A 22,332-nucleotide genomic window follows, 5' to 3' on the forward strand; every position below is an offset into this window, starting at 1 on the left:
TTGAGTCGCATTTATTTACTTATCCCCTCACCCTTGGAAAGGTTACGTGCTTATGACAAATCGATCATTCACACGGTGACTCGCATTCGATAGAACTGGTCTCAGGCCACTTCGCAACGAGGTGGCACTTTCAGCTCGCCACGCCGGCAGCGAGCGCACACCGGCAGAAAGACTCTGCCCGGCCTCGGAGAGGCCGACGGGACATTACAGTCAACAAGTGAGGGCAACACCCTATGAGAAGACTTAAGCGTGATCCGTTGGAAAGAGCATATTCACGTGGCTACCAATACGGGGTCACCGGCAAATCCCGCGAACTTTGCCCCTTCAATCTTCCTTCTGTTCGCCAAGCCTGGATCAACGGCTGGCGTGAAGGTCGCGGTGATAACTGGGACGGAATGACTGGCACCGCTGGCATCCATAGACTCAACGAAAATCACGCCGTTGGCTGAACGAGGACACTGAATTCGATTTACCATGCACGCCCTATCCGGGCGGCGGGCGAAGGCCCAGGGGCCCCTTGATGGGGCCCTTTTTTATGACTTCGAATCCATATCCGCGCTGGCTTCTTCGCGGGCTCGCCCGCGAATGGGCCGGCCAGGTCACCGCGGCATCGCAGCGATAGCGTCCACCGCCTCGCGAATCAACGCTGGCCCTCTGTAAATGAAGCCCGAATAAATCTGCACCAGGCTCGCCCCGGCAGCGATCTTCTCGGCGGCATGGCGGCCTTCGGTAATGCCGCCAGCGGCAATGATCGGCAGCTTGCCGCCCAGCTCGCCCGCCAGCACCTTGACAATATGGGTGCTTTTCTCCAGCACCGGCGCGCCCGACAGGCCCCCCGCCTCGCCACCGTACGGCAACCCTTCGACACCTTCACGCCCCAGCGTGGTGTTGGTGGCGATCACCGCATCCATGCCCGACTCCATCAGCGCGGCGGCCACCAGGGCGGTTTCTTCGTCGCTCATGTCCGGAGCAATCTTGATTGCCAGAGGTACGCGCTTGCCATGCGTGCCGGCCAGTTGCTCGCGGCGCTCGGCCAGGGCATCGAGCAACTGCTTGAGCGAATCGCCGAACTGCAGGCTGCGCAGGCCCGGGGTGTTTGGCGAACTGACGTTGACCGTGATGTAACTGGCGTCGGTGTAAACCTTGTCCAGGCAGATCAGGTAGTCATCGACGGCACGCTCCACCGGGGTGTCGAAATTCTTGCCGATGTTGATGCCCAGCACGCCGTTGTAACGCGCAGCCCGCACCCGGCCGAGCAGGTGATCAACGCCCAGGTTGTTGAAACCCATGCGGTTGATGATGGCTGTTGCCTCCGGCAGGCGGAACAGCCGCGGCTTGGGGTTGCCCGGCTGCGGGCGCGGGGTGACGGTGCCGATTTCGACGAAGCCGAAGCCCAGCTGGGCGAAACCGTCGATGGCCGCGCCGTTCTTGTCCAGGCCGGCCGCCAGGCCCACCGGGTTGGCGAAGTTCAAGCCCATGACCGTAACCGGCAAAGCCGCCGGCTGCTTGCACAGCATGCCGTTGAGGCCAAGACGGCCACCGGCGCCGATCAGGTCCAGGGACAGGTCGTGGGAGGTTTCCGGAGAAAGCTTGAACAGCAGCTGGCGGGCCAGGGTATACATGGGCGGGCAAGGCTCGGGGTGAATGAGGGGGCGATTATAGCCAGCGCGAGGCCGGCATGACAGCAAATCGTGGGGCTGCTGAGCAGCCCATCGCCGGCAAGCCAGCTCCCACAGGTACAACACAAGAGCTGAAACCTGCGCTGTATCTGTGGGAGCTGGCTTGCCGGCGATGAGGCCAATGCAGGCGGCACAAGGCAGTTGCTCCACAGGGATGCTGCCAGATGGCACATCGGTTGCACCGGAAAAGCCCACAGCCTTATCAGTACGGGCGAGGAACCTTGTGAACACTGTACCCCGAGCAACGCCCCTGGCCTGGGTCAACGGCAGCGACGCGCCGGAAAAGCCCAGCCTGAACATCGGCTACATGGCCCTGACCGACTGCGCCTCGGTAGTAGTCGCCGCCACCCAGGGCTTTGCCCAGCAGCACGGCCTTACCCTCAACCTCAAGCGCCAGGGCTCCTGGGCCGGGCTGCGCGACAAGCTGGTCAGCGGCGAGCTGGATGCCGCGCACTGCCTGTATGGCCTGGTGTACGCCGTGCACCTGGGCATCGGCGGTGTACCGGCCAGCGCCATGGCCGTGCTCATGGGGCTGAACCAGAACGCCCAGGCCATAAACCTGTCCCCGGCCCTGCAGCGCAAAGGCGTGACCAACCCTGAAGCATTGGCACGCCTGGTGCACCAGCATGGCGCACGCCTCACCTTCGCCCAGACCTTCCCCACCGGCACCCACGCCATGTGGCTGTATTACTGGCTGGCCAGCCAGGGCATCCACCCATTGCGCGACGTCGACAGCGTGGTGGTGCCACCAGCGCAGATGGCCGCGCATATCCAGGCCGGGCGCATCGACGGCTTCTGCGTGGGCGAACCCTGGGCTGCCGATGCCGTAGCCACGGGCCAGGGCTTCACCCTGGCCACCAGCCAGTCGATCTGGCCGGACCACCCGGAAAAGGTCCTGGCCTGCGCCCGCGCCTTTGCCGAGCAATACCCCAACAGCGCCCGCGCGCTTATCAAGGCAGTCCTCGCCGCCAGCCGCTTCATCGAGCAAAGCCCGGAGAACCTCCGCAGCACTGCGCAACTGCTCAGCGGCAGCGCCTACCTGGCCACCCCGCTGGCAAGTATCGAACCACGCCTGCTCGGCAGCTACCACGACGGCCTGGGCAACCACTGGCAAGACCCGCACGCCCTGCGCCTGCACGATCATGGCCGGGCCAACCTGCCGTACCTGTCCGACGGCATGTGGTTCATGACCCAGTTCCGCCGCTGGGGCCTGCTGCGCGACGACCCCGACTACCTCGGCGTAGCCCGCCAGGTCCAGCAGCTGGCACTGTATGGCGAGGCGGCACAAAGCCTCGGCGTGGCCTGCCCCGAGCAGCCGATGCGCAGTAGTCTGCTGATCGATGGCAGCCGCTGGGACGGCAGTGACCCCTACGGTTATGCCCGCAGTTTCAGCCTGCATGCACTGGGCGACCTGCCTGATGCCCGTGTCGGCGCGTGAGGGGGACCATTCATGTTGCGCATCCTGCTGATCGACGACACCCAGAGCAAACTCGGCCGCCTCAAGGCGGCCTTGAGCGAGGCCGGCTTCGAGGTCATCGAAGCCCCGGACCTGACCATCGACCTGCCCGCCTGCGTCGAAACGGTGCGCCCGGACGTGGTGCTGATCGATACCGACTCACCGGACCGCGATGTGATGGAACAGGTGGTCCTGGTCAGCCGTGACCAGCCGCGGCCGATCGTGCTGTTCACCGACGAGCACGACCCTGGGGCGATGCGCCAGGCGATCCAGGCAGGGGTCAGCGCCTACATCGTCGAAGGCATCCATGCCGCGCGGCTGCAACCGATCCTGGACGTGGCCATGGCCCGCTTCGAAAGCGACCAGGCGCTGAAGGCGCAGCTGCTTGCGCGCGACCAGCAACTGGCCGAGCGCAAGCGCATCGAACAGGCCAAGGGTTTGCTGATGAAGATGAAGGACTGCAACGAAGAACAGGCCTACACCCTGATGCGCCGCCAGGCCATGAGCCGGCAGCAGAAGCTGATCCAGGTGGCCGAGCAGATCATTGCCATGCACGAGATGCTGGGCTGACGCTTCGTTCAAAACCTCACGCGATCCATGTGGGAGCGGCCTTGTGTCGCGAAAGGGGCGCGTAGCGGCCCCCGAATTTTCAGCTTCGCCGCAGATATTGCCGGGGCTGCTGCGCAGCCCTTTCGCGACACAAGGCCGCTCCCACATAACCCGAGTCAACCCACGGTCCGAGTTGGCCCATCTCTTGCTGAACAAATATCACCGGTAGCCAACGGCGGTTGCCCACTTGATCCCGACAAAGACGTCGCTCTCCCCTCCACCCACGTGGAGCGGGTAGCGGCGTCTTTTTCGTTCCGTTGCATTGCCGAGTGAGGTGTTCGATGAGTACCAGCTTCTGGAAATCCGGGCATGTGCCCACGCTGTTCGCCGCGTTCCTGTACTTCGACCTCAGCTTCATGGTCTGGTACCTGCTTGGCCCACTGGCGGTGCAGATTGCCGCCGATCTGCAGCTGAGTGCACAACAACGGGGCCTGATGGTGGCCACGCCGATCCTGGCCGGGGCGATCCTGCGCTTTGCCATGGGCGTGCTGGTAGACCGCCTGTCGCCAAAGACCGCAGGGCTGATCGGCCAGGTGGTGGTCATCGTCGCCCTCGCCGCTGCCTGGCACCTGGGCGTGCACAGCTATGAACAAGCACTGCTGCTGGGCGTGTTCCTCGGCTTTGCCGGTGCCTCGTTCGCCGTGTCATTGCCGCTGGCCTCGCAGTGGTACCCGCCACAGCACCAAGGCAAAGCCATGGGCATTGCCGGTGCCGGCAACTCCGGCACGGTGTTCGCCGCCCTGCTGGCCCCGGCGCTGGCTGCGGGCTTTGGCTGGAACAATGTGTTCGGCTTCGCGCTGGTCCCGCTGTCGCTGGCGCTGTTGGTGTTCGCCCTGCTGGCACGCAATGCTCCGCAGCGGCCCAAGCCAAAAGCCATGGCCGACTACCTCAAGGCACTGGGTGACCGTGACAGCTGGTGGTTCATGTTCTTCTACAGCGTCACCTTCGGCGGCTTCATCGGCCTGGCCAGCGCCCTGCCCGGCTATTTCAGCGATCAGTATGGCCTGAGCCCGGTCACCGCTGGCTACTACACCGCTGCCTGCGTGTTCGCCGGCAGCCTGATGCGCCCGCTCGGCGGCGCTCTGGCCGACCGCTTCGGCGGCATTCGCACCCTGCTGGGCATGTACAGTGTGGCGGCCATCTGCATCGCTGCAGTCGGCTTCAACCTGCCTAGCGCCGCCGCCGCACTGGCCCTGTTCGTCAGCGCCATGCTCGGCCTGGGGGCCGGCAATGGCGCGGTGTTCCAGCTGGTACCGCAACGCTTCCGCCAGGAGATCGGCGTGATGACCGGGCTGATCGGCATGGCCGGCGGCATCGGTGGCTTCCTGCTGGCCGCCGGGCTTGGCACCATCAAGCAGCACACCGGTGATTACCAGCTGGGGCTGTGGCTGTTCGCCAGCCTGGGCTTGCTGGCCTGGTTCGGCCTGCACGGCGTGAAACAGCGCTGGCGCACCACCTGGGGCTCGGCTGCGGTTACCGCGGCACGGGTCTGAGGCACAGCCATGAGCCTGCAACTGAACTTTGCCCAGGCCAGCGCCACCGGGCCGCGCGAGGAAAACCAGGACGCCCTGCGCCTGGTTACCCCGGCGCCGGAGCTGGCCGCCAGCAAAGGCTACCTGTTCGCCCTCGCCGACGGCGTCAGCCAATGTGCCGATGGCGGCCTGGCAGCCCGTGCCAGCCTGCAGGCGCTGGCCCTGGACTACTACGCCACCCCCGCGACCTGGAGCGTGGCCCAGGCCCTCGACCGCCTGCTGCTGGCGCAGAACCGCTGGTTGCGTGCCCAAGGCAGTGGCCAGCCACTGCTGACCACCCTCAGCGCGCTGGTGCTGCGTGGCCGGCGCTTTACCCTGGCCCACGTGGGTGACTGCCGTGTGTACCGCTGGCACGCTGGGCGCCTGCAATGCCTGAGCGAAGACCATGTATGGGACCAGCCAGGCATGCAGCATGTGCTGAAGCGCGCGCTGGGCCTGGACCAGCACCTGCTGGTGGATTATCTGGAAGGTGAGCTGCAGCCGGGCGAGAGCTTCCTGCTGTTGAGCGATGGCGTATGGGCCAGCCTGGGCGACCAGCACATCCAAGCGGTGCTGCGCGAGCAACCCGACCTGCAACTGGCCGTCGACACCCTGGTCGCCAGCGCGCACCTGAACGGCAGCCAGGACAACGCCAGTGCCTTGCTGGTGCAGGTCGAGCAACTGGGCACGGCCAACCTGGGCGACACCTTGGCGCAACTGCAGCAATGGCCAGTGCCCGGCCCTCTTCGTGAAGGCCAGGTAATCGATGGCTGGCAAGCCGAAAAGCTGCTTTCGCAAAGCCGCCAGTCGCTGCTGTACCGGGTACGCGATGCCCAGGGCCAAGCCTGGCTGCTGAAGACCCTGCCCGCCGCACGCGAGCAGGAGCCCGGCGCGGCGCAAGGGCTGTTGCTGGAAGAATGGTTCCTGCGCCGGGTCGCTGGCCGGCACTTCCCCGAGCTGCACACCGCCAGCCAGCGCCAGCACCTGTACTACGTGATGCGCGAATACCCCGGCCAGAGCCTGGCAGCGCTGCTGGCCGAGCACGGCCCGCTACCCATGCCGCAGTGGCTGGAGCTGGCCCGGCAGCTGCTGCAGGCGGTCGGCGTACTGCACCGGCGCAACCTGCTACACCGCGACATCAAGCCAGAGAACCTGCACCTGGGCAGCGATGGCCAGCTGCGCCTGCTGGACTTCGGCCTGGCCTACTGCCCGGGGCTGTCCGAAGACCCGCTGCACGAGTTGCCGGGCACGCCGTCATATATTGCCCCGGAAGCGTTCGACGGCCAGCCGCCCAGCCCACGCCAGGACCTATATGCCGTGGGCGTGACGCTGTATCACCTGCTGACCGGGCATTACCCCTACGGCGAAGTGGAGGCCTTCCAGCGCCCGCGCTTCGGCCAGCCGGTCAACGCCGCGCGCTACCGCCCCGACCTGCCGGAATGGCTGCAGCACAACCTGCAGCAGGCACTGGCAGCGGACCCGGCGCAGCGCTTCGAAACCGCCGAACACTGGTTGCTGCTGCTCGAGCGTGGCGACCGCCAGGAACTGCCCAGCCGGCCACGGCCGTTGCTGGAGCGCGAACCGTTGAAGGTCTGGCGCACCCTGGCCCTGCTGTCCTTGCTGTTCAACCTGATATTGCTGCTCACCCTGCTCAAGGGCTGAACGCACCTTGCCGATGAGGAAACCCTGATGAATGCGAAAGTCTGGCTGGTTGGTGCTGGCCCTGGCGACCCCGAACTGCTCACCCTCAAGGCTGTACGCGCCTTGCAGCAAGCCGCTGTGGTGATGATCGACGACCTGGTCAACCCGGCGGTGCTGGAACATTGCCCACAGGCCCAGGTGATTGCCGTGGGCAAGCGCGGCGGCTGCCGCTCCACGCCGCAGGCGTTCATCCAGCGCCTGATGCTGCGCCATGCGCGGCAAGGGCGCTGCGTGGTCCGGCTCAAGGGCGGCGACCCGTGCATCTTCGGCCGTGGTGGTGAAGAGGCGCTGTGGCTGCAAGGGCATGGCATCGAGGTGGAAGTGGTCAACGGCATCACCGCCGGCCTGGCTGGCGCCACGCAATGCGGGATTTCCCTGACCTCACGGGGTGTGAGCCGGGGCGTGACGCTGGTCACGGCACATACCCAGGACGACAGCGAACTGAACTGGGCGGCCTTGGCCCAGGGCGGAACGACGCTGGTGGTGTACATGGGCGTGGCCAGGCTGGAGCAGGTGCGCCAAGGGTTGCTGGACGGGGGCATGGCACCGGCGACGCCGGTGGCGATGATCGAAAATGCCTCGTTGCCGCAGCAGCGGGAGCGCAGGAGCGATGTGCGGGGGATGGTCGAGGATGCGCGGGGGTTTGGCTTGCGTAGCCCAGCGATTTTGGTGATTGGGGAGGTGGTTGGGGAACAGCAGGCCCTGGGGCTGATCGCAGCCGCGGGCTGAACGCCATCCCTGTAGGAGCAGCCTTGCGCTGCGAAGAGGCCGGTACGGGCAATGGTATTCTGTTGCTGTAATGGCCTCTTCGCAGCGCAAGGCTGCTCCTACAGGCATTGTGCAGGCTTTGAGACCGAATAAATCCCAGGCAAAGAAAAACCCGGCCGAGGCCGGGTTTTTCATGAAGCTTCAAACCAATTACTTGGCCTGGGCTTCTACCTGAGCTTCAACGCGACGGTTGACAGCGCGGCCTTCTTCGGTGGCGTTGTCGGCAACCGGACGGGTTTCGCCGTAGCCAACCGAGTCAACACGGCTGGATTCCACGCCGTACTGCTGGGTCAGGACCTGCTTGACAGCGTTGGCACGACGCTCGGACAGCTTCTGGTTGTAAGCGTCTGGGCCGACGGAGTCAGTGTGACCTTCCACGGTGGTGGTGGTCTGTGGGTACTGCTTCATGAAGTCAGCCAGGTTCTTGATGTCGCCGTAGCTGTTTGGCTTGACGACCGACTTGTCGAAGTCGAACTTGACGTCCAGCTCAACGCGAACGACTTCGGCAACAGCCGGGCAGCCATCAGCGTCAACGGTAACGTTGGCTGGGGTGTCTGGGCACTTGTCGACGTTGTCGCAAACGCCGTCGTTGTCGGAGTCGGAGCACACTTCGGCAACTGGAGCCGGAGCGACTTCAGCTTGCTTCGGGCTACCGCCGAAGTTCAGACCAACACCAACGGTCGGGCCCCACTCGGTGTTGCCGTTGTCGATGTTGTACATGGCTTCTACGCCAGCACGGGCGAAGAACATGTCGGTGATGTACCACTTGGCGCCAGCGCCAACGTTGGCGAAGGTGGAGTGGTCGCGGCCGCTACGAGTGGCCTGGCCCAGGCTCTCGTGAGCGAAACCGGCGGAAACGTACGGACGCAGAGCGTCGCCCACGGTACCGAAGTGGTAGGTAGCGTCGAGCTTGGCCTTGGAACCTTTGATGTCTTTGTTGAAGACTTCACCACGAGCGTTGTGGGTCTCGTTGTAGCCGAGGTCCAGGGAAACGTCGTCGGTCAGGAAGTAGCCCAGGCGAACACCAGGATTGGTGCCGTCGTTCTTGAAGTTACGTTCGCTGTCGTAATACTGCTTGGTAACGTTGCCTTCGATTTCCACAGCGCCTTGGCCTTGAGCCAGAACGCCGAACGAAGTAGCAGCGACGAGCGAGCCAATGGCCAAGCCCAAGGTGTTTTTCAATTTCATCCGTTAAATCCCCATCTGGTGATAGTTAAGCAGTCCCACCACAAACAAGGGGGACAACTCGACGGCAAGTCTAGCAGAACTCGCCGGTTCGTTAGAGATATTTGCACGCCACTAAGTTTCATCGAGGCCGGCAAATTTCTCCCGAAGCTTGTCTAGCGCGCGCTTGTAGCGCATTTTTGTCGCGCTCAGGCCCATGTGCATGATGTCGGCAATTTCCTGAAATTCCAGCTCTGCGACAAAACGCAGCACCAGGATTTCCCGGTCAATCGGGTTCACATGCACCAGCCACTTGTCCAGCCCGCCTTTTTCTTCCGGCTTTGGAGCCTTGTCTTCGGACGCCTCTTCAACAGGGTCCAGACTCAAGGCATCCATCAACCGACGTTTACGGCGCTCCTTGCGGTACTGGGTAATGCATTCGTTGTAGGTGATGCTGTAGAGCCAGGTCTTGAACTTGGACTTACCCTCGAAGTTCTTCAGCCCGTACAGCACTTTCAACATGACTTCCTGACAGACATCGTCCGCGTCACGGTCGTTCCCCAGATAACGCGCACAGACGTTGAACAGGGTCCGTTGGTAGCGCCGCATGAGCTCTTCATAGGCGCGGGTAACGTGGTACAGCTCCTCATGCGAACGCGCCACCAACTCTTCGTCGGTGAGCTCGCGGGGGTCATAACGCATGGGCGGCGAATGAACTTTATTCAAAACGGATCTGGCCGACAGTCAGGTCAATGTCGCCGCGCGACCCCGTGGGTCGATTTTCGCGGCGGCATACATTAACAGCTTTGTGCGGTTAGCGGCTATTGACTCGCTGCTCAAGCAACTCGCGATTGGACAGCGACACCAGTTCGCCATCATCGGTCAGCAGCGTCGTCTTGACCGTGCCGATTTCCTCGATGTGCCCTTCGACCTCTCCAATTCGCACCTGCTGGCCCACCTGATACAGTTCGCGCACGTAGATGCCGGCCAGGATCTGCCCGGCGATTTCGCGGCTACCCAGGCCCATTGCCAGCGCAACGGCCAGACCAACGGTAATCAGCCCGATCACGATCACATGGTTCAGCAGGTCGGTTTTCACCTCCAGCTGGCTGATGGCCACCGAGATGCTGATGATGATCACCAGGCCCTGGGTGATACGCCCCAGGCCTGCCGAGTATTCCAGGCCGATGCCTTCGGCAGCGCCGCGTACCAGGCCGTTTGCCACCTGGGCCAGCAGCACGCCGGCCAGCAGCACCAGGGCTGCGCCGAACACCTTCGGCAGGTACAGGGCAAGCATGTCGAGGGTTGCCGAGACCCGCTCCAGGCCCAGCGACTCGGCGGCCGAGACCAGGAAGATGAGCAGCACGAACCAGTAGACGATCTTGCCGATCAGGGTGGAGATGGGTACCTGGATGCCGACCCGGCCGAGCATCTTGGTCAGGCCGGTGCCGGCCATAAGGCGGTCCAGGCCGAACTTGGCCAGCAGTTTGGACAGCAGCGTGTCGAGCAGCTTGGCCACCACGAAACCGAGCAGCACCACGACCAGCGCGCCGAACAGGTTGGGGATGAAGTTCGCTACCTTGGTCCAAAGGGCAGTCATGGCGGTGACCAGGCTCTGGGTCCAGAGATCGAGTTCCATATTCAATCGGCCTTATCTGCTTTGCTGCCGTTGGCAGCGTTGCGGGAAGAGTGTCGACGCACCGGCGCAACATGCGCCGCGCCATTGTTCACGGCGATCAGCAGCGCCTGGCTCCAGCGGCCAAGCAGGCTGAACAGATCGCCCGCGCCAACCTGGCGGTTGGCGGTTTTCAGCACGCGACCCAGGCAAGCGGCGTCGTCCCGGTCGTCCCGGTCATTGCCGGAGGGTGACGCCTTGAGCAGGTCGCGCAGGGATTCTTCAAACGGATCGTGCATGGGCACCTCGCGCAGTGTCAGTCAGAGACGAGATGGCCGGTCGATGGGTCACACATCGATTTGGGACGAGTGTTTCAAAATGAATGGCGCTTGCCTGCACTGGCCCTATCGCCGGCAAGCCAGCTCCCACAGGGGTACCACAAGCCTTGAAACCTATGGTGCACCTGTGGGAGCTGGCTTGCCGGCGATAGGGCCGGTGCAGGTCAATGAGCATCTATACCCACCGCAACCGCCGGAACAGCCACCACTGCCCCACCGCCAGCCCCAGCACGACGATGCAGGCAAACAGGAAGCCATAGGGGTTTTCCGCCCCCGGGATGCCGCCGACATTGATGCCCAGCAGCCCGGTAATGAAGCTCATGGGCAGGAAGATGCAGGTGATGATGCCAAAGCGGTACATGGTGCGGTTCATGCGCTCGCTGCGCCGACGATCCTGGCTTTCCAGCACCAGGGCGGCCCGCTCGCGGGTCAGTTCCAGCTCTTCGAGGTAGCGGATCAGGCTGTTGTTCAGCTCGTTCCAGTAATCGGCGTCGGCATCGACGAACCAGCTCCATTTGCTACGCGACAGCTGGGCGTAGATCTCCCGCTGCGGAGCCAGGAAACGCCGCAGGCCGGCGGCACGCCGGCGGATCTGCTGCAGGCAACCATTCTCTGGAGTGTACCGTTCGTCGGATTCGACCTTTTCTTCTTCCAGGTCGACCAGTTCGGACAGGTCGCTGACAAGGCCCTGGACCTTTTCGGTCAGCAGTTCGCCCATCAGCAGCAACAGCTCGGAAGCCGATTTCGGGCCCCTGCCCTCTTCGAGCTGCTGGAGAATCTCGTCACTGGCGCGCAACGGCCGCAGGCGCAGCGAGATGACCCGCTGCGCCTCGGCGAAGATGCGCACCGAGACCATGTCTTCAGGCTCTGCACCCGGGTTGAGGTTGACCCCACGCAGGAACAGCAACAACTGTTCATCGGCCATGGGCAGCAGGCGCGGCCGGGTATTTTCTTCCAGCAGCAGCTCGCAGGCGAATGCGCTCAGGCCGCTGTCGTGCAGCAGCCAGGTGCGGGTTTGCGGATGGCTGCGGTCCCAGTGCAGCCACAGGCTCTGCTCGGGTTGCAGCTGCAGGTCGTCCAGCTCGGTACGGGCAATCGAGCGCGCGCCGCCTTTGCCATCGAGCACCAGGGCGTGTACCAGCCCCCACTGCGCGTTGTCTTCCTCGAACATCAAAGCTCCATCAGCGCGGGCGGCGCATTACTCCGGCATTTTCAGCGGGCTTGGCGAGACCAGCACGCCGTTGTTGTCGGCATACACGTACTCGCCCGGGCGGAAGGTCACCCCGGCGAAGGTCACTGCCACGTTGAGGTCGCCGATGCCGCGCTTGTCGGTCTTCATCGGGTGACTGGCCAGGGCCTGCACGCCGACGTCGGTCTGGATCAGCACGTCGACGTCACGCACGCAGCCGTAGATGACCAGGCCTTCCCAACCGTTCTTGGCAGCCTTCTCGGCGAGCATGTCGCCGAGCAGTGCGCGGCGCAGCGAGCCACCACCATCGACGACCAGGACCTTGCCCTTGCCATCGAGTTCGACCTGCTCCTTGACCAGCGAGTTGTCTTCGAAGCACTTGATGGTGACGATCTGGCCGCCGAACGAATCGCGGCCGCCGAAATTGCTGAACATCGGTTCCAGCACCTGCACCAGGTCCGGGTAGGCATCACACAGGTCGGGCGTAACGTAATGCTGCATGGGAAGCTCCTGTCAGTCACAACGAAAGCGGGTATCGGCCAAGGCTACACCGTAGAGCCCATTGCAGTCATCCGGGACCAAGCAGTCAGTTGTGTTTTGCCTGTACCGGCCCTTTCGCGGGCACGCCCGCTCCCACAGGGACCACACAGGGGCTGAATGCTGTGAGGTCCCTGTGGGAGCGGGCGTGCCCGCGAAAGGGCCAGCACAGGCGCAACCCATTCAACCGACAGGCACAGGCTCCGCCACCACCGTGGACTCATGCACCGGCACCAGCGGATCCCGCAGCCAACGCTCCACCAACGGCCACACCTGCACCTGCGCGGCCTTGCTCACCAGCATGTCGACATGCCCGAAAGCCTCGAAGCCTTCCTCGGGGCCCAACCGCAGAAACTGCTTGCGCTCACCGCCCAATTGCTCGAACAGCTTGCGGCAGGCCCACACCGGGTCCTGGAAGTCCCCCGCACCAGCCACGGCCAGCAGCGGCACATCCACCTTGGCCAGCCCCGCCCACCAGTCGCTCTGTTTGTCGCCAAAGCGCCCGAACAGGCCATGCCAGCGCATGCTTTCCAGGGCCAGGCCGATCGGCTCATCCTCCGGCCCACGCTTGAAACGCGGCCCGGAAATCTGCCCCCAGCGCTTGAGCAGCAGCTTCGCCCCCCAGGCCAGCGGCGGCACCTTCAACGGCCAGTACACGCGGCTGATCTGGGTACCGAACAGCGCCACGCTGGCCACCTGCTCGGCAGGCAGAAAACCACCACCCAGTGCTGCCGCCAGGGTCGTACCACCCAGGGAATGGCCGACCCAGTGCGGCGCCTGGCCCGATTGCTCGCGCACGAACGCGGCAATCAGCGGCAGGTCATCGCGGGCATAGGCGGCAACGCTGTTGTGCTTCCAGTCATGGTTACGCGGCGACAGGCCGTGGCCGCGCATTTCCGGGATCCACACATCGAAGCCGGCGCGGGCCAGATAGGCCCCCAGGCCAACCCCTTTGGGCGAGTACCAGAAGCGGCGGTTGGAGAAGCTGCCGTGCAGGAGAATGACCGGCACGCCTTGGGCCTGACCCTGATCGGCCAGCCCCAGGCGGGTGACAGCCAGCTCGACGCTGGGGTCAGGGCTGTTGCCGGCCTTGATCCGGTACACGTCTTCGCTGAGGTCACCGCGGCGCTCGGCACTGAGCAGGGCCACGGGGAATAGAGTGCTGCTGCTTTGCATAAGGTTGCTTGGTGCACAAAAAAGGGCGGGATCCATTGCTGGAGCTCGCCCTGGAAAAAACCAGGCGGGGGTACGCCAGACGTACCCCCGCGTTTTACTGCATCAGACCGCGCCCTGCCCTTCGGCCAGGTAGAACCAGGTTTCGAGTACCGAGTCCGGGTTCAGCGACACGCTGTCGATGCCCTGTTCCATCAGCCACTTGGCCAGGTCCGGGTGGTCCGACGGGCCCTGGCCGCAGATGCCGATGTACTTGCCAGCCTTGTTGCACGCGGCAATGGCGTTGGCCAGCAGCTTCTTCACCGCAGGGTTACGCTCGTCGAACAGGTGGGCGATGATGCCCGAGTCACGGTCCAGGCCCAGGGTCAGCTGGGTCAGGTCGTTCGAGCCGATCGAGAAGCCGTCGAAGTATTCCAGGAACTCTTCGGCGAGGATGGCGTTGGACGGCAGTTCGCACATCATGATCACGCGCAGGCCGTTTTCGCCGCGGGCCAGGCCGTTTTCGGCAAGCAGGTCGACGACCTGGCTGGCTTCACCCAGGGTGCGTACGAACGGCACCATGATCTCGACGTTGGTCAGGCCCATCTCGTTGCGCACGCGCTTGAGCGCACGGCACTCGAGCTCGAAGCAGTCACGGAACGATTCGCTGATGTAGCGCGAAGCGCCACGGAAGCCCAGCATCGGGTTTTCTTCTTCCGGCTCGTACAGCTTGCCGCCGATCAGGTTGGCGTACTCGTTGGACTTGAAGTCCGACAGGCGCACGATGACCTTTTTCGGGTAGAAGGCCGCAGCCAGGGTGCTGATGCCTTCGACCAGCTTCTCGACATAGAAGCCGACCGGGTCGTTGTAGCCGGCGATACGCTTGTCGACGCTGTCCTTCAGGTCGGCCGGCAGGCCTGCGTAGTTCAGCAGTGCCTTGGGGTGCACGCCGATCATGCGGTTGATGATGAACTCCAGGCGCGCCAGGCCGACACCGGCGTTGGGCAGCTGGGCGAAATCGAACGCACGGTCCGGGTTGCCGACGTTCATCATGATCTTGAACGGCAGGTCAGGCATGGCGTCGACCGAGTTCTGCTTGACGTCGAAGCCCAGCTCGCCCTCGAAGATGAAGCCGGTATCGCCTTCGGCACAGGATACGGTCACGCCCTGGCCGTCTTTCAGCACCTGGGTGGCGTTGCCGCAACCGACCACGGCCGGAATGCCCAGCTCACGGGCGATGATCGCCGCGTGACAGGTACGCCCGCCACGGTTGGTGACGATGGCGCTGGCGCGCTTCATCACCGGTTCCCAGTCCGGGTCGGTCATGTCGGAGACGAGCACGTCGCCCGGCTGGACCTTGTCCATTTCCGATACGTCGTTGATCACGCGGACCTTGCCGGCGCCGATGCGCTGGCCAATGGCGCGGCCTTCGACCAGTACGGTGCCCTTCTCTTTCAGCAGGTAGCGTTCCATGACGTTGGCGCTGGAGCGGCTCTTCACCGTCTCGGGGCGCGCCTGGACGATGTACAGCTTGCCGTCGTCACCGTCCTTGGCCCATTCGATGTCCATCGGGCGCTGGTAGTGCTTCTCGATGATCATGGCCTGCTTGGCCAGCTCGCTGACCTCGGCATCGGTCAGGCAGAAGCGCGCGCGCTCGGCGCGGTCCACTTCGACGGTCTTGACCGAGCGGCCGGCCTTGGCTTCTTCGCCGTAGACCATCTTGATCGCCTTGCTGCCCAGGTTACGGCGCAGGATGGCCGGGCGGCCGGCCTCCAGGGTTTGTTTGTGCACGTAGAATTCGTCAGGGTTGACCGCACCCTGCACCACGGTTTCGCCCAGGCCGTAGGCGCCGGTGATGAACACCACGTCGCGGAAGCCCGACTCGGTGTCGAGGGTGAACATGACGCCGGCGGTGCCGGTTTCGGAGCGGACCATGCGCTGCACGCCGGCGGACAGAGCCACCAGCTTGTGGTCGAAGCCCTGGTGCACGCGGTAGGCGATGGCGCGGTCGTTGAACAGCGAGGCGAACACTTCCTTGGCCGCGCGGATCACGTTGTCGACGCCGCGGATGTTGAGGAAGGTTTCCTGCTGGCCGGCGAACGAGGCGTCCGGCAGGTCTTCGGCGGTGGCCGAGGAGCGCACGGCAACTGCCATGTTGTCGTTTCCGGCAGCCATTTCGGCGAAGGCCGTACGGATTTCCGAATCCAGGCGGGCCGGGAAGTCGGCTTCCATGACCCACTGGCGAATCTGCGCGCCGGTCTTGGTCAGGGCGTTGATGTCATCCACGTCGAGTGCGTCGAGCGCGGCGTGGATACGGTCGTTGAGACCACTCTGTTCGAGAAAATCGCGGTACGCCTGCGCCGTAGTGGCAAAGCCGCCCGGCACCGATACACCAGCACCTGCGAGGTTGCTGATCATCTCGCCCAGGGATGCGTTCTTGCCCCCCACATGCTCCACATCATGGACGCCGAGCTTATCGAGGGAAACTACGTACTCTACCAAGGTGATCTCTCCACTAACTGTATTGGAAAAGCTCAAGGGCGCCCGCCTGCCTTCGTTGACTTGGCCGGACGCTTGTGGCCTGTACCTGGAAAATAAGTGAGAATGCCGACAGCCGCATTCGGCAAACCGAACTTATCATATCCAAGAAACGTCATCAGCTTAAGGCCCAGATCGCAAATGAAACGAACCGCGTTCTTCATCTCCGACGGCACCGGCATCACTGCCGAAACCCTGGGCCAGAGTCTGCTCGCTCAATTCGAGAGCATTCCGTTCAATAAATTCACCCGTCCCTACATCGATTCGCCGGAAAAGGCGCGGACCATGGTCCAGCAGATCAACGCCGCAGCCGAGCGCGATGGTGTACGCCCGATCATCTTCGACACCATCGTCAATCAGGACATCCGTGAGATCCTGGCTACCTCGAATGGCTTCATGATCGACATCTTTTCTTCGTTTTTGTCCCCGCTTGAACAAGAATTGACTGCCCATTCGTCGTATTCCGTCGGCAAGTCGCACTCGATCGGCGGCAATTCCAACTACATGGAACGCATCGAGGCGGTGAATTTCGCCCTGGACAACGACGATGGCGCGCGCACCCACTACTACGACAAGGCCGACCTGATCCTGGTAGGCGTATCGCGCTGCGGCAAGACCCCCACCTGCCTGTACATGGCCATGCAGTTCGGCATCCGCGCCGCCAACTACCCGCTGACCGAGGACGACATGGAGCGCCTGCAGCTGCCGGCGGTGCTGAAAAAGCACCACAACAAGCTGTTCGGCCTGACCATCGACCCCGACCGCCTCACCGCCATCCGCCACGAGCGCAAGCCCAACAGCCGCTATTCCAGCTTTGCCCAGTGCGAGTTCGAAGTGCGCGAGGTGGAAAACCTGTTCCGCCGGGAGAACATTCCCAACATCAATTCCACGCATTTTTCGGTGGAGGAGATTTCGGCGAAGATTCTGGTGGAGAAAGGGGTGGAGCGCAGGTTCAAGTAAGCCTGTACCGGCCGCTTCGCGGGTAAACCCGCTCCCACAGGGACCTAACTGCACTCAAGTCTTGTGATATCCCTGTGGGAGCGGGTTCACCCGCGAAAGGGCCAGCACAGGAATAAAAAAGCCCCGGCATCACTGCCGGGGCTTTTCATTTCAGCTCATGGCTCAGGACGGCACCACCGCCGCCTGCCCGCTCATGGCCAGGTCGACCAGCTCGCGGTTGGCCACCGCGTACATCGCATAGTCGGTACCGGTGGCATTGCGCAGGTCATCCAGCATGGCGCGCCAGCGCTCCACCATCACCCGGTGCTGCTCGGCCCACAGCGCCACGCGGGCGTCCATGTCTTCCGGTGCATCGGCCATCTGCAGTACCGAGATGGTGATCGCCCGCTGCTGCAGGTCGATGTCGTCGCGGAACGCCTCGCGGGCCAGCGCCTGCCAGTTGTTCTCCACCGGCAGGTTGCTGATTTCCTGCAGGTACCAGGTCAGGTCCAGCGCGCTGCCCACGGCGAAGAACGCCTTGGCCACCTGCGCCGGGTCATGGCCGGTAACATCCGAGGCCTCGATGATCGGCAACAGGGTGTACAGGTGGGTAGTGCCAGCCACCATGCGCGCCAGCAACTCCGGCACACCGGCCTCGACGAAGCCCTGGTAGCGCACCATCCAGCGCTCGCGGGTCGGGCCTTCGAGCAACTCGTCGAGCTTGAGCCCCAGTTGCGCGATCTTCGGCCCGAAGTGCGCGGTGTCGCGCCCGGCGTCCTGCTCGTTGCGGCGGCTGCGCAGGAACCAGCGGGTGGCACGGCGGCCCAGGCGCATCAGCTCGTCCATCAGGGTCAGCTGGATTTCCGCCGGCACCTGGTAGTCCAGTGCCTCGATCTGGCGGAACCAGTGCGGCAGATGGAAGATGTCGCGCACGATCACATAGGCCCCGGCCACGTTGGCCGGGCTCATGCCGGTCGACTCCTTCAGGCGCTGGACGAAGGTGATGCCCATGTTGTTGACCAGGTCGTTGGCGATCTGGGTGCTGACGATTTCGCGCTTCAGGCGGTGGCGGCGCATGGACTCGGCAAATTTGCTGACCAGCGACGGCGGGAAGGCGGTTTCCATGTCGCGGGTCAGGTAGTCGTCGTCCGGCACCAGCGACTTGAGCAGCTGTTCCTTGAGGTCGATCTTGCTGTACGAGATCAGCACCGACAGCTCGGCGCGGGTCAGGCCCTGGCCGGCGGCCAGGCGCTCGGCCAGCTGCTCTTCGGACGGCAGGAACTCGATGGCGCGGTCCAGCTTGCCTCGGGCCTCCAGGTCGGCCATCAGGCGTTTGTACTCGGCAATCCGCTCGCGGGCGCGGCGGGCCGCCAGCGACAACGCCTGGGTCTGCTTGTAGTTGTTGCCCAGCACCAGGCCGGCCACTTCGTCGGTCATGCTGCCCAGCAGCTGGTTGCGCTGCTTCTCGGTCATGTCGCCACCCTGCACCACTTCGTTGAGCAGGATCTTGATGTTGACCTCGTGGTCGGAGCAGTCCACGCCGCCGGCGTTGTCGATGAAGTCGGTGTTGGTGGCGCCGCCATGCAGGCCGAACTCGACCCGGCCAAGCTGGGTCATGCCCAGGTTGCCGCCCTCGCCCACCACCTTGCAGCGCAGTTCGTTGCCATTGACCCGCAGCGCGTCGTTGGCCTTGTCACCGACGTCGGCGTGGCTCTCGGTGCTGGCCTTGACGTAGGTACCGATGCCACCGTTCCACAGCAGGTCTACCGGTGCCTTGAGCAGCGCATTGAGCAGCTCGGTCGGGGTCAGGCGGTCGGCTTCGATGGCGAAGCGCTCTTTCATCTGCGGGCTGATGGCGATGCTCTTGGCACTGCGCGGGAAGATCCCGCCGCCTTCGGACATGATGCTGGTGTCGTAGTCGCTCCAGGCCGAGCGCGGCAGGTCGAACAGGCGCTTGCGTTCGGCAAAGCTTGCGGCTGGCTCCGGGTTCGGGTCGATGAAGATGTGCAGGTGGTTGAACGCCGCCACCAGTTGCAGCTTGTCGGACATCAGCAGGCCGTTGCCGAACACGTCGCCGGCCATGTCGCCGACGCCAATGACGGTGATCGGGTCTTCCTGCACATTGATGCCGCGCTCGCGGAAGTGGCGCTGCACGCCCACCCAGGCGCCGCGCGCGGTAATGCCCATCTTCTTGTGGTCGTAACCGGCCGAGCCGCCCGAGGCGAAGGCGTCGCCCAGCCAGAAGCCGTAGTCGATGGCAATGCCGTTGGCGATGTCCGAGAAGGTCGCGGTGCCCTTGTCGGCCGCCACCACCAGGTACGGGTCGTCATCGTCATGGCGCACCACGTTGGCCGGCGGTACCACGCCACCGTCCTTGAGGTTGTCGGTGATGTCGAGCAGGCCGGAAATGAAGATGCGGTAGCACGCCACGCCTTCGGCGGCGATCTCGTCACGGCTGCCGCCCAGCGGCAGGCGGCGCGGCAGGAAGCCGCCCTTGGCACCGACCGGCACGATGACCGAGTTCTTCACCTGCTGGGCTTTCACCAGGCCCAGCACCTCGGTGCGGAAGTCTTCCTCACGGTCGGACCAGCGCAGGCCGCCGCGGGCGACGTTGCCAAAGCGCAGGTGCACGCCTTCGACCCGTGGCGAGTAGACGAAGATCTCGAACTTGGGCACTGGTTTAGGCAGTTCGGGGATCAGCTTGGGGTTGAACTTGAAGCTGAAGTACGACTTGTTGTGGCCGTTGGCGTCCGGCTGGTAGAAGTTGGTGCGCAGGGTGGCCTTGATCAGGTCCAGGTAGCGACGCAGGATGCGGTCTTCGTTGAGCACCTGCACGTCGTCCAGCGCGGTCAGGATAGCTTGTTCCAGGCGCAGTTGCTTGTCATCCAGATCTTCCTGGGTGAGCTTGCGCGCCAGGTAGAAGCGGGTCTTGAACAACCGGGTCAGCTCGCGGGCGATGTCGGTGTGGTTGTTCAGGGTGCTGGCGATGTAGCCCAGGTCGAAGCCCAGGCGAATCTGCTTCAGGTAACGGGCGTAGGCGCGCAGCAGCGCCACGTCGCGCCATGGCAGGCCGGCGGTCAGCACCAGGCGGTTGAAGGCGTCGTTCTCGGCATCGCCGCGGACGATGTGGATGAAGGCATCCTGCAGGGTGTCGTTGAGCTGCTGGATGTCCAGGCTCAGGCCTTCGCTGTAGGTGAAGGCGAAGTCGTGGATCCAGTAGCCGCGGCCACTGGCATGGCGCAGACGGTACGGGAACTCGCCGAGCACGCGCAGGCCAAGGTTCTCCAGGATCGGCAGCACGTCGGACAGCGCCAGTGGCGTGTCGGCGTGGTACAGCTTGCAGTGCAGGGTGCGCTCGCCGACCTGGGTCAGCGGCTGGTAGAAGCTCATCGCCAGCGGCTTGCTTTCCGACAGGTTCAGCACGTGCTGCAGGTCGACCACCGCCGAGTGCGCGGCGAAGCGCTCGCGGTAACCAGCCGGGAAACCTTTGGGGAAGTCGGCGAGGATGTTGGTGCCCTGGGCTTCGCCGAAGTTCTCGATCACCAGCGCCGAGTAGTCGTCATGCCACGAGCGGCAGGCCTGGATCACTTCACGTTCCAGCTGCTGCGGGTCGATGTCGATGCGGTTTTTCGGGTCTACCCGCAAAATCAGCTGAACACGGGCCAGCACCGATTCGGAGAAGAAGGTCCAGAACTCGCAGTCGCTGGCCTTCAGGCGCTCCATCAGCACCTGCTGGATCTTCTGCCGCACTTCGGTGGAGTAGATTTCCCGCGGTACATAGGCCAGGCAGTAGCAGAAGCGGCCGTACGGGTCCTTGCGCAGGAACACGCGGATCTTGTTGCGTTCCTGGATCTGCACGATCGACATGACGGTGCTGAACAGCTCGTCGACCGGGGTCTGGAACAGGTCGTCGCGCGGCAGCACTTCCAGCACCTGGGCCAGTTCCTTGCCCAGGTGGGCCTTGGGATCGAAGCCCGAGCGGCGCTCGACTTCGGTGACCTTCTGGCGGATATAAGGGATGGCATGCACGCTTTCGCCGTACACCGACGAGGTGTACAGGCCCATGAAGCGGTGTTCCTTGATCACCTTGCCATCAGCGTCCAGCTGGCGGATCGACACGTAGTCCGGGTAGGCCGGGCGGTGTACGCGGCTTGGCAGCGCGGCTTTGGCGAACGACAGCAGCAACGGTTCGTTGAGGTAGGCCACGGCATAGTCTTCGATGCGCAGCTCGTCGCTCGTCAGGCCCACGCGCAGGCGGCGCGGCAGGCCGAGGAACGACTGCTCGTCGTAGACCATCTGGCCGCCATCGGCGTCGCCCTTGACGGTGAATTCTTCATAGCCCAGGAAGGTGAAGTGGTTGTCCAGCAGCCACTCGAGAAAAGCCTTCACCTCGCCCTTTTCGTGCTGCGCCGGGCCAAAGGCGGTCTGCTCCACCTCCGCCACCACTTCACGCAGCTTGGCCTTCATCGGTTCGAAGTCGGCAACCACCACCCGCACCTCGGCCAGCACCTGCTCGATCTCGCGGGCCAGGACCGTCAGCTCGGCGGCGTTGGCGCAACGGTCGATCTCCAGGTACATCAGCGACTCATGGCGTACGCCCTCGCCCTGGGTGCCCTTGGGCAGCAGTTCAAGCAGCTCGCCCTTGGCGCCGCGGCGCACGCTGAGCACGGTGGTTTGCAGGGTGTGGATGCTGTAGCCGCGGCGGTTGAGCTCGGTGCGTACCGAGTCGACCAGGAACGGCAGGTCGTGGTGCAGCACTTCGACCACGCTGTGGGTCGATTGCCAGCCATTGCGTTCGTAATCGGGGTTGTACACCCGTACTTGCGGGTATTCGGGGTCGAAACGCTCGATGATGCGCCAGGCTGACAGGGTGCAGCCGGCCAGGTCGGAAAGCCTGCGTTGGGTGAGTTCGTCCAGAGAGATGATGCCGAAGAACTGCTCGGCGAACAGCGCGACTTGTGGCAGGGACTGTTCGCTGATGTGCTGCGCCAGGGCCGCTTGCAGTTGATGCTGGAAGTCGGCTTTGCTGGCTGCGGTGAAGAACGCCATCTGTGGTACTCCGCTTGGGCTTTGTAATAATTGAAGCGTCGCTGCGTGCGCCGTGTACGGATCAACGATAGCCAACCCGTGGCAAGG

The 22,332-nt window shown here is 63.8% G+C and carries 17 protein-coding genes; 7 read left to right on the forward strand and 10 right to left on the reverse strand.

Going from position 1 to position 22,332, the window contains the following annotated elements; all coding sequences use genetic code 11:
- The first annotated feature begins 233 nt into the window (after positions 1-233).
- Entirely contained in the window at positions 234-449 is a 216-nt protein-coding gene (gene rmf, locus ABIB24_RS16215) for a ribosome modulation factor (RefSeq protein ID WP_003248687.1), read from the forward strand.
- 150 nt (positions 450-599) lie between these two features.
- Here the strand turns inward: rmf and ABIB24_RS16220 are convergent, their stop codons facing one another.
- On the reverse strand, positions 600-1,622 hold the full coding sequence (locus tag ABIB24_RS16220; protein ID WP_025338291.1) for a quinone-dependent dihydroorotate dehydrogenase: 1,023 nt from the start codon (positions 1,620-1,622) through the stop codon (positions 600-602).
- A 280-nt stretch (positions 1,623-1,902) separates the two neighbouring features.
- On the opposite strand from ABIB24_RS16220, the gene ABIB24_RS16225 reads away from it, so the two are divergent.
- From ABIB24_RS16225 to cobA, 5 genes are all read left to right on the forward strand, one after another.
- Positions 1,903-3,117 carry a CmpA/NrtA family ABC transporter substrate-binding protein gene (locus ABIB24_RS16225; protein ID WP_137163328.1) on the forward strand — a complete coding sequence of 405 codons (1,215 nt, stop codon included), beginning with the start codon at positions 1,903-1,905 and terminating at the stop codon, positions 3,115-3,117.
- A gap of 12 nt (positions 3,118-3,129) precedes the next feature.
- Positions 3,130-3,705, forward strand: coding sequence for an ANTAR domain-containing response regulator (locus tag ABIB24_RS16230; protein WP_137163327.1), 576 nt, complete (start codon positions 3,130-3,132; stop codon positions 3,703-3,705).
- Positions 3,706-4,025: 320 nt separating this feature from the next.
- Positions 4,026-5,237, forward strand: a complete 1,212-nt coding sequence (locus ABIB24_RS16235) for a nitrate/nitrite transporter (protein WP_085664968.1) — start codon at positions 4,026-4,028, stop codon at positions 5,235-5,237.
- Positions 5,238-5,246: 9 nt separating this feature from the next.
- Positions 5,247-6,917, forward strand: coding sequence for a bifunctional protein-serine/threonine kinase/phosphatase (locus ABIB24_RS16240; protein ID WP_085617185.1), 1,671 nt, complete (start codon positions 5,247-5,249; stop codon positions 6,915-6,917).
- 27 nt (positions 6,918-6,944) lie between these two features.
- On the forward strand, positions 6,945-7,685 hold the full coding sequence (gene cobA / locus ABIB24_RS16245) for a uroporphyrinogen-III C-methyltransferase (RefSeq protein WP_274079802.1): 741 nt from the start codon (positions 6,945-6,947) through the stop codon (positions 7,683-7,685).
- Between the two features lie 189 nt (positions 7,686-7,874).
- Here the strand turns inward: cobA and ABIB24_RS16250 are convergent, their stop codons facing one another.
- The 8 genes from ABIB24_RS16250 to ppsA form a co-directional block, all read right to left on the reverse strand.
- Positions 7,875-8,912 carry an OmpA family protein gene (locus ABIB24_RS16250; RefSeq protein ID WP_004376136.1) on the reverse strand — a complete coding sequence of 346 codons (1,038 nt, stop codon included), beginning with the start codon at positions 8,910-8,912 and terminating at the stop codon, positions 7,875-7,877.
- A 111-nt stretch (positions 8,913-9,023) separates the two neighbouring features.
- Positions 9,024-9,590, reverse strand: a complete 567-nt coding sequence (gene sigX, locus ABIB24_RS16255; RefSeq protein WP_003248665.1) for an RNA polymerase sigma factor SigX — start codon at positions 9,588-9,590, stop codon at positions 9,024-9,026.
- Between the two features lie 112 nt (positions 9,591-9,702).
- Positions 9,703-10,527 carry a mechanosensitive ion channel family protein gene (locus tag ABIB24_RS16260; protein WP_004376138.1) on the reverse strand — a complete coding sequence of 275 codons (825 nt, stop codon included), beginning with the start codon at positions 10,525-10,527 and terminating at the stop codon, positions 9,703-9,705.
- A 2-nt stretch (positions 10,528-10,529) separates the two neighbouring features.
- A complete protein-coding gene (locus ABIB24_RS16265; protein ID WP_004376140.1) occupies positions 10,530-10,802 on the reverse strand; it encodes a hypothetical protein in 273 nt (90 codons plus the stop codon).
- Positions 10,803-11,016: 214 nt separating this feature from the next.
- Positions 11,017-12,012, reverse strand: coding sequence for a divalent cation transporter CmaX (cmaX, locus tag ABIB24_RS16270; protein ID WP_063913854.1), 996 nt, complete (start codon positions 12,010-12,012; stop codon positions 11,017-11,019).
- 27 nt (positions 12,013-12,039) lie between these two features.
- The gene (rraA, locus tag ABIB24_RS16275; protein WP_021785500.1) at positions 12,040-12,531 is read right to left on the reverse strand and encodes a ribonuclease E activity regulator RraA; all 492 of its coding nucleotides are present in this window, start codon (positions 12,529-12,531) and stop codon (positions 12,040-12,042) included.
- Between the two features lie 219 nt (positions 12,532-12,750).
- Positions 12,751-13,743 carry an alpha/beta fold hydrolase gene (locus tag ABIB24_RS16280; protein WP_274079801.1) on the reverse strand — a complete coding sequence of 331 codons (993 nt, stop codon included), beginning with the start codon at positions 13,741-13,743 and terminating at the stop codon, positions 12,751-12,753.
- Between the two features lie 102 nt (positions 13,744-13,845).
- Positions 13,846-16,221, reverse strand: coding sequence for a phosphoenolpyruvate synthase (gene ppsA / locus ABIB24_RS16285; protein WP_075044190.1), 2,376 nt, complete (start codon positions 16,219-16,221; stop codon positions 13,846-13,848).
- Positions 16,222-16,398: 177 nt separating this feature from the next.
- Between ppsA and ppsR the strand changes: the two genes are divergently transcribed.
- Positions 16,399-17,217, forward strand: a complete 819-nt coding sequence (ppsR, locus tag ABIB24_RS16290) for a posphoenolpyruvate synthetase regulatory kinase/phosphorylase PpsR (protein WP_024086557.1) — start codon at positions 16,399-16,401, stop codon at positions 17,215-17,217.
- A 162-nt stretch (positions 17,218-17,379) separates the two neighbouring features.
- Here ppsR and ABIB24_RS16295 read toward each other — a convergent pair whose 3' ends face one another.
- The gene (locus tag ABIB24_RS16295) at positions 17,380-22,245 is read right to left on the reverse strand and encodes an NAD-glutamate dehydrogenase (protein ID WP_085589292.1); all 4,866 of its coding nucleotides are present in this window, start codon (positions 22,243-22,245) and stop codon (positions 17,380-17,382) included.
- Positions 22,246-22,332: the final 87 nt, after the last annotated feature.

It is taken from the genome of Pseudomonas sp. UYEF17 (genome assembly GCF_040546125.1).
In the GTDB taxonomy this organism is placed as follows: Bacteria; Pseudomonadota; Gammaproteobacteria; order Pseudomonadales; family Pseudomonadaceae; genus Aquipseudomonas; species Aquipseudomonas putida_Z.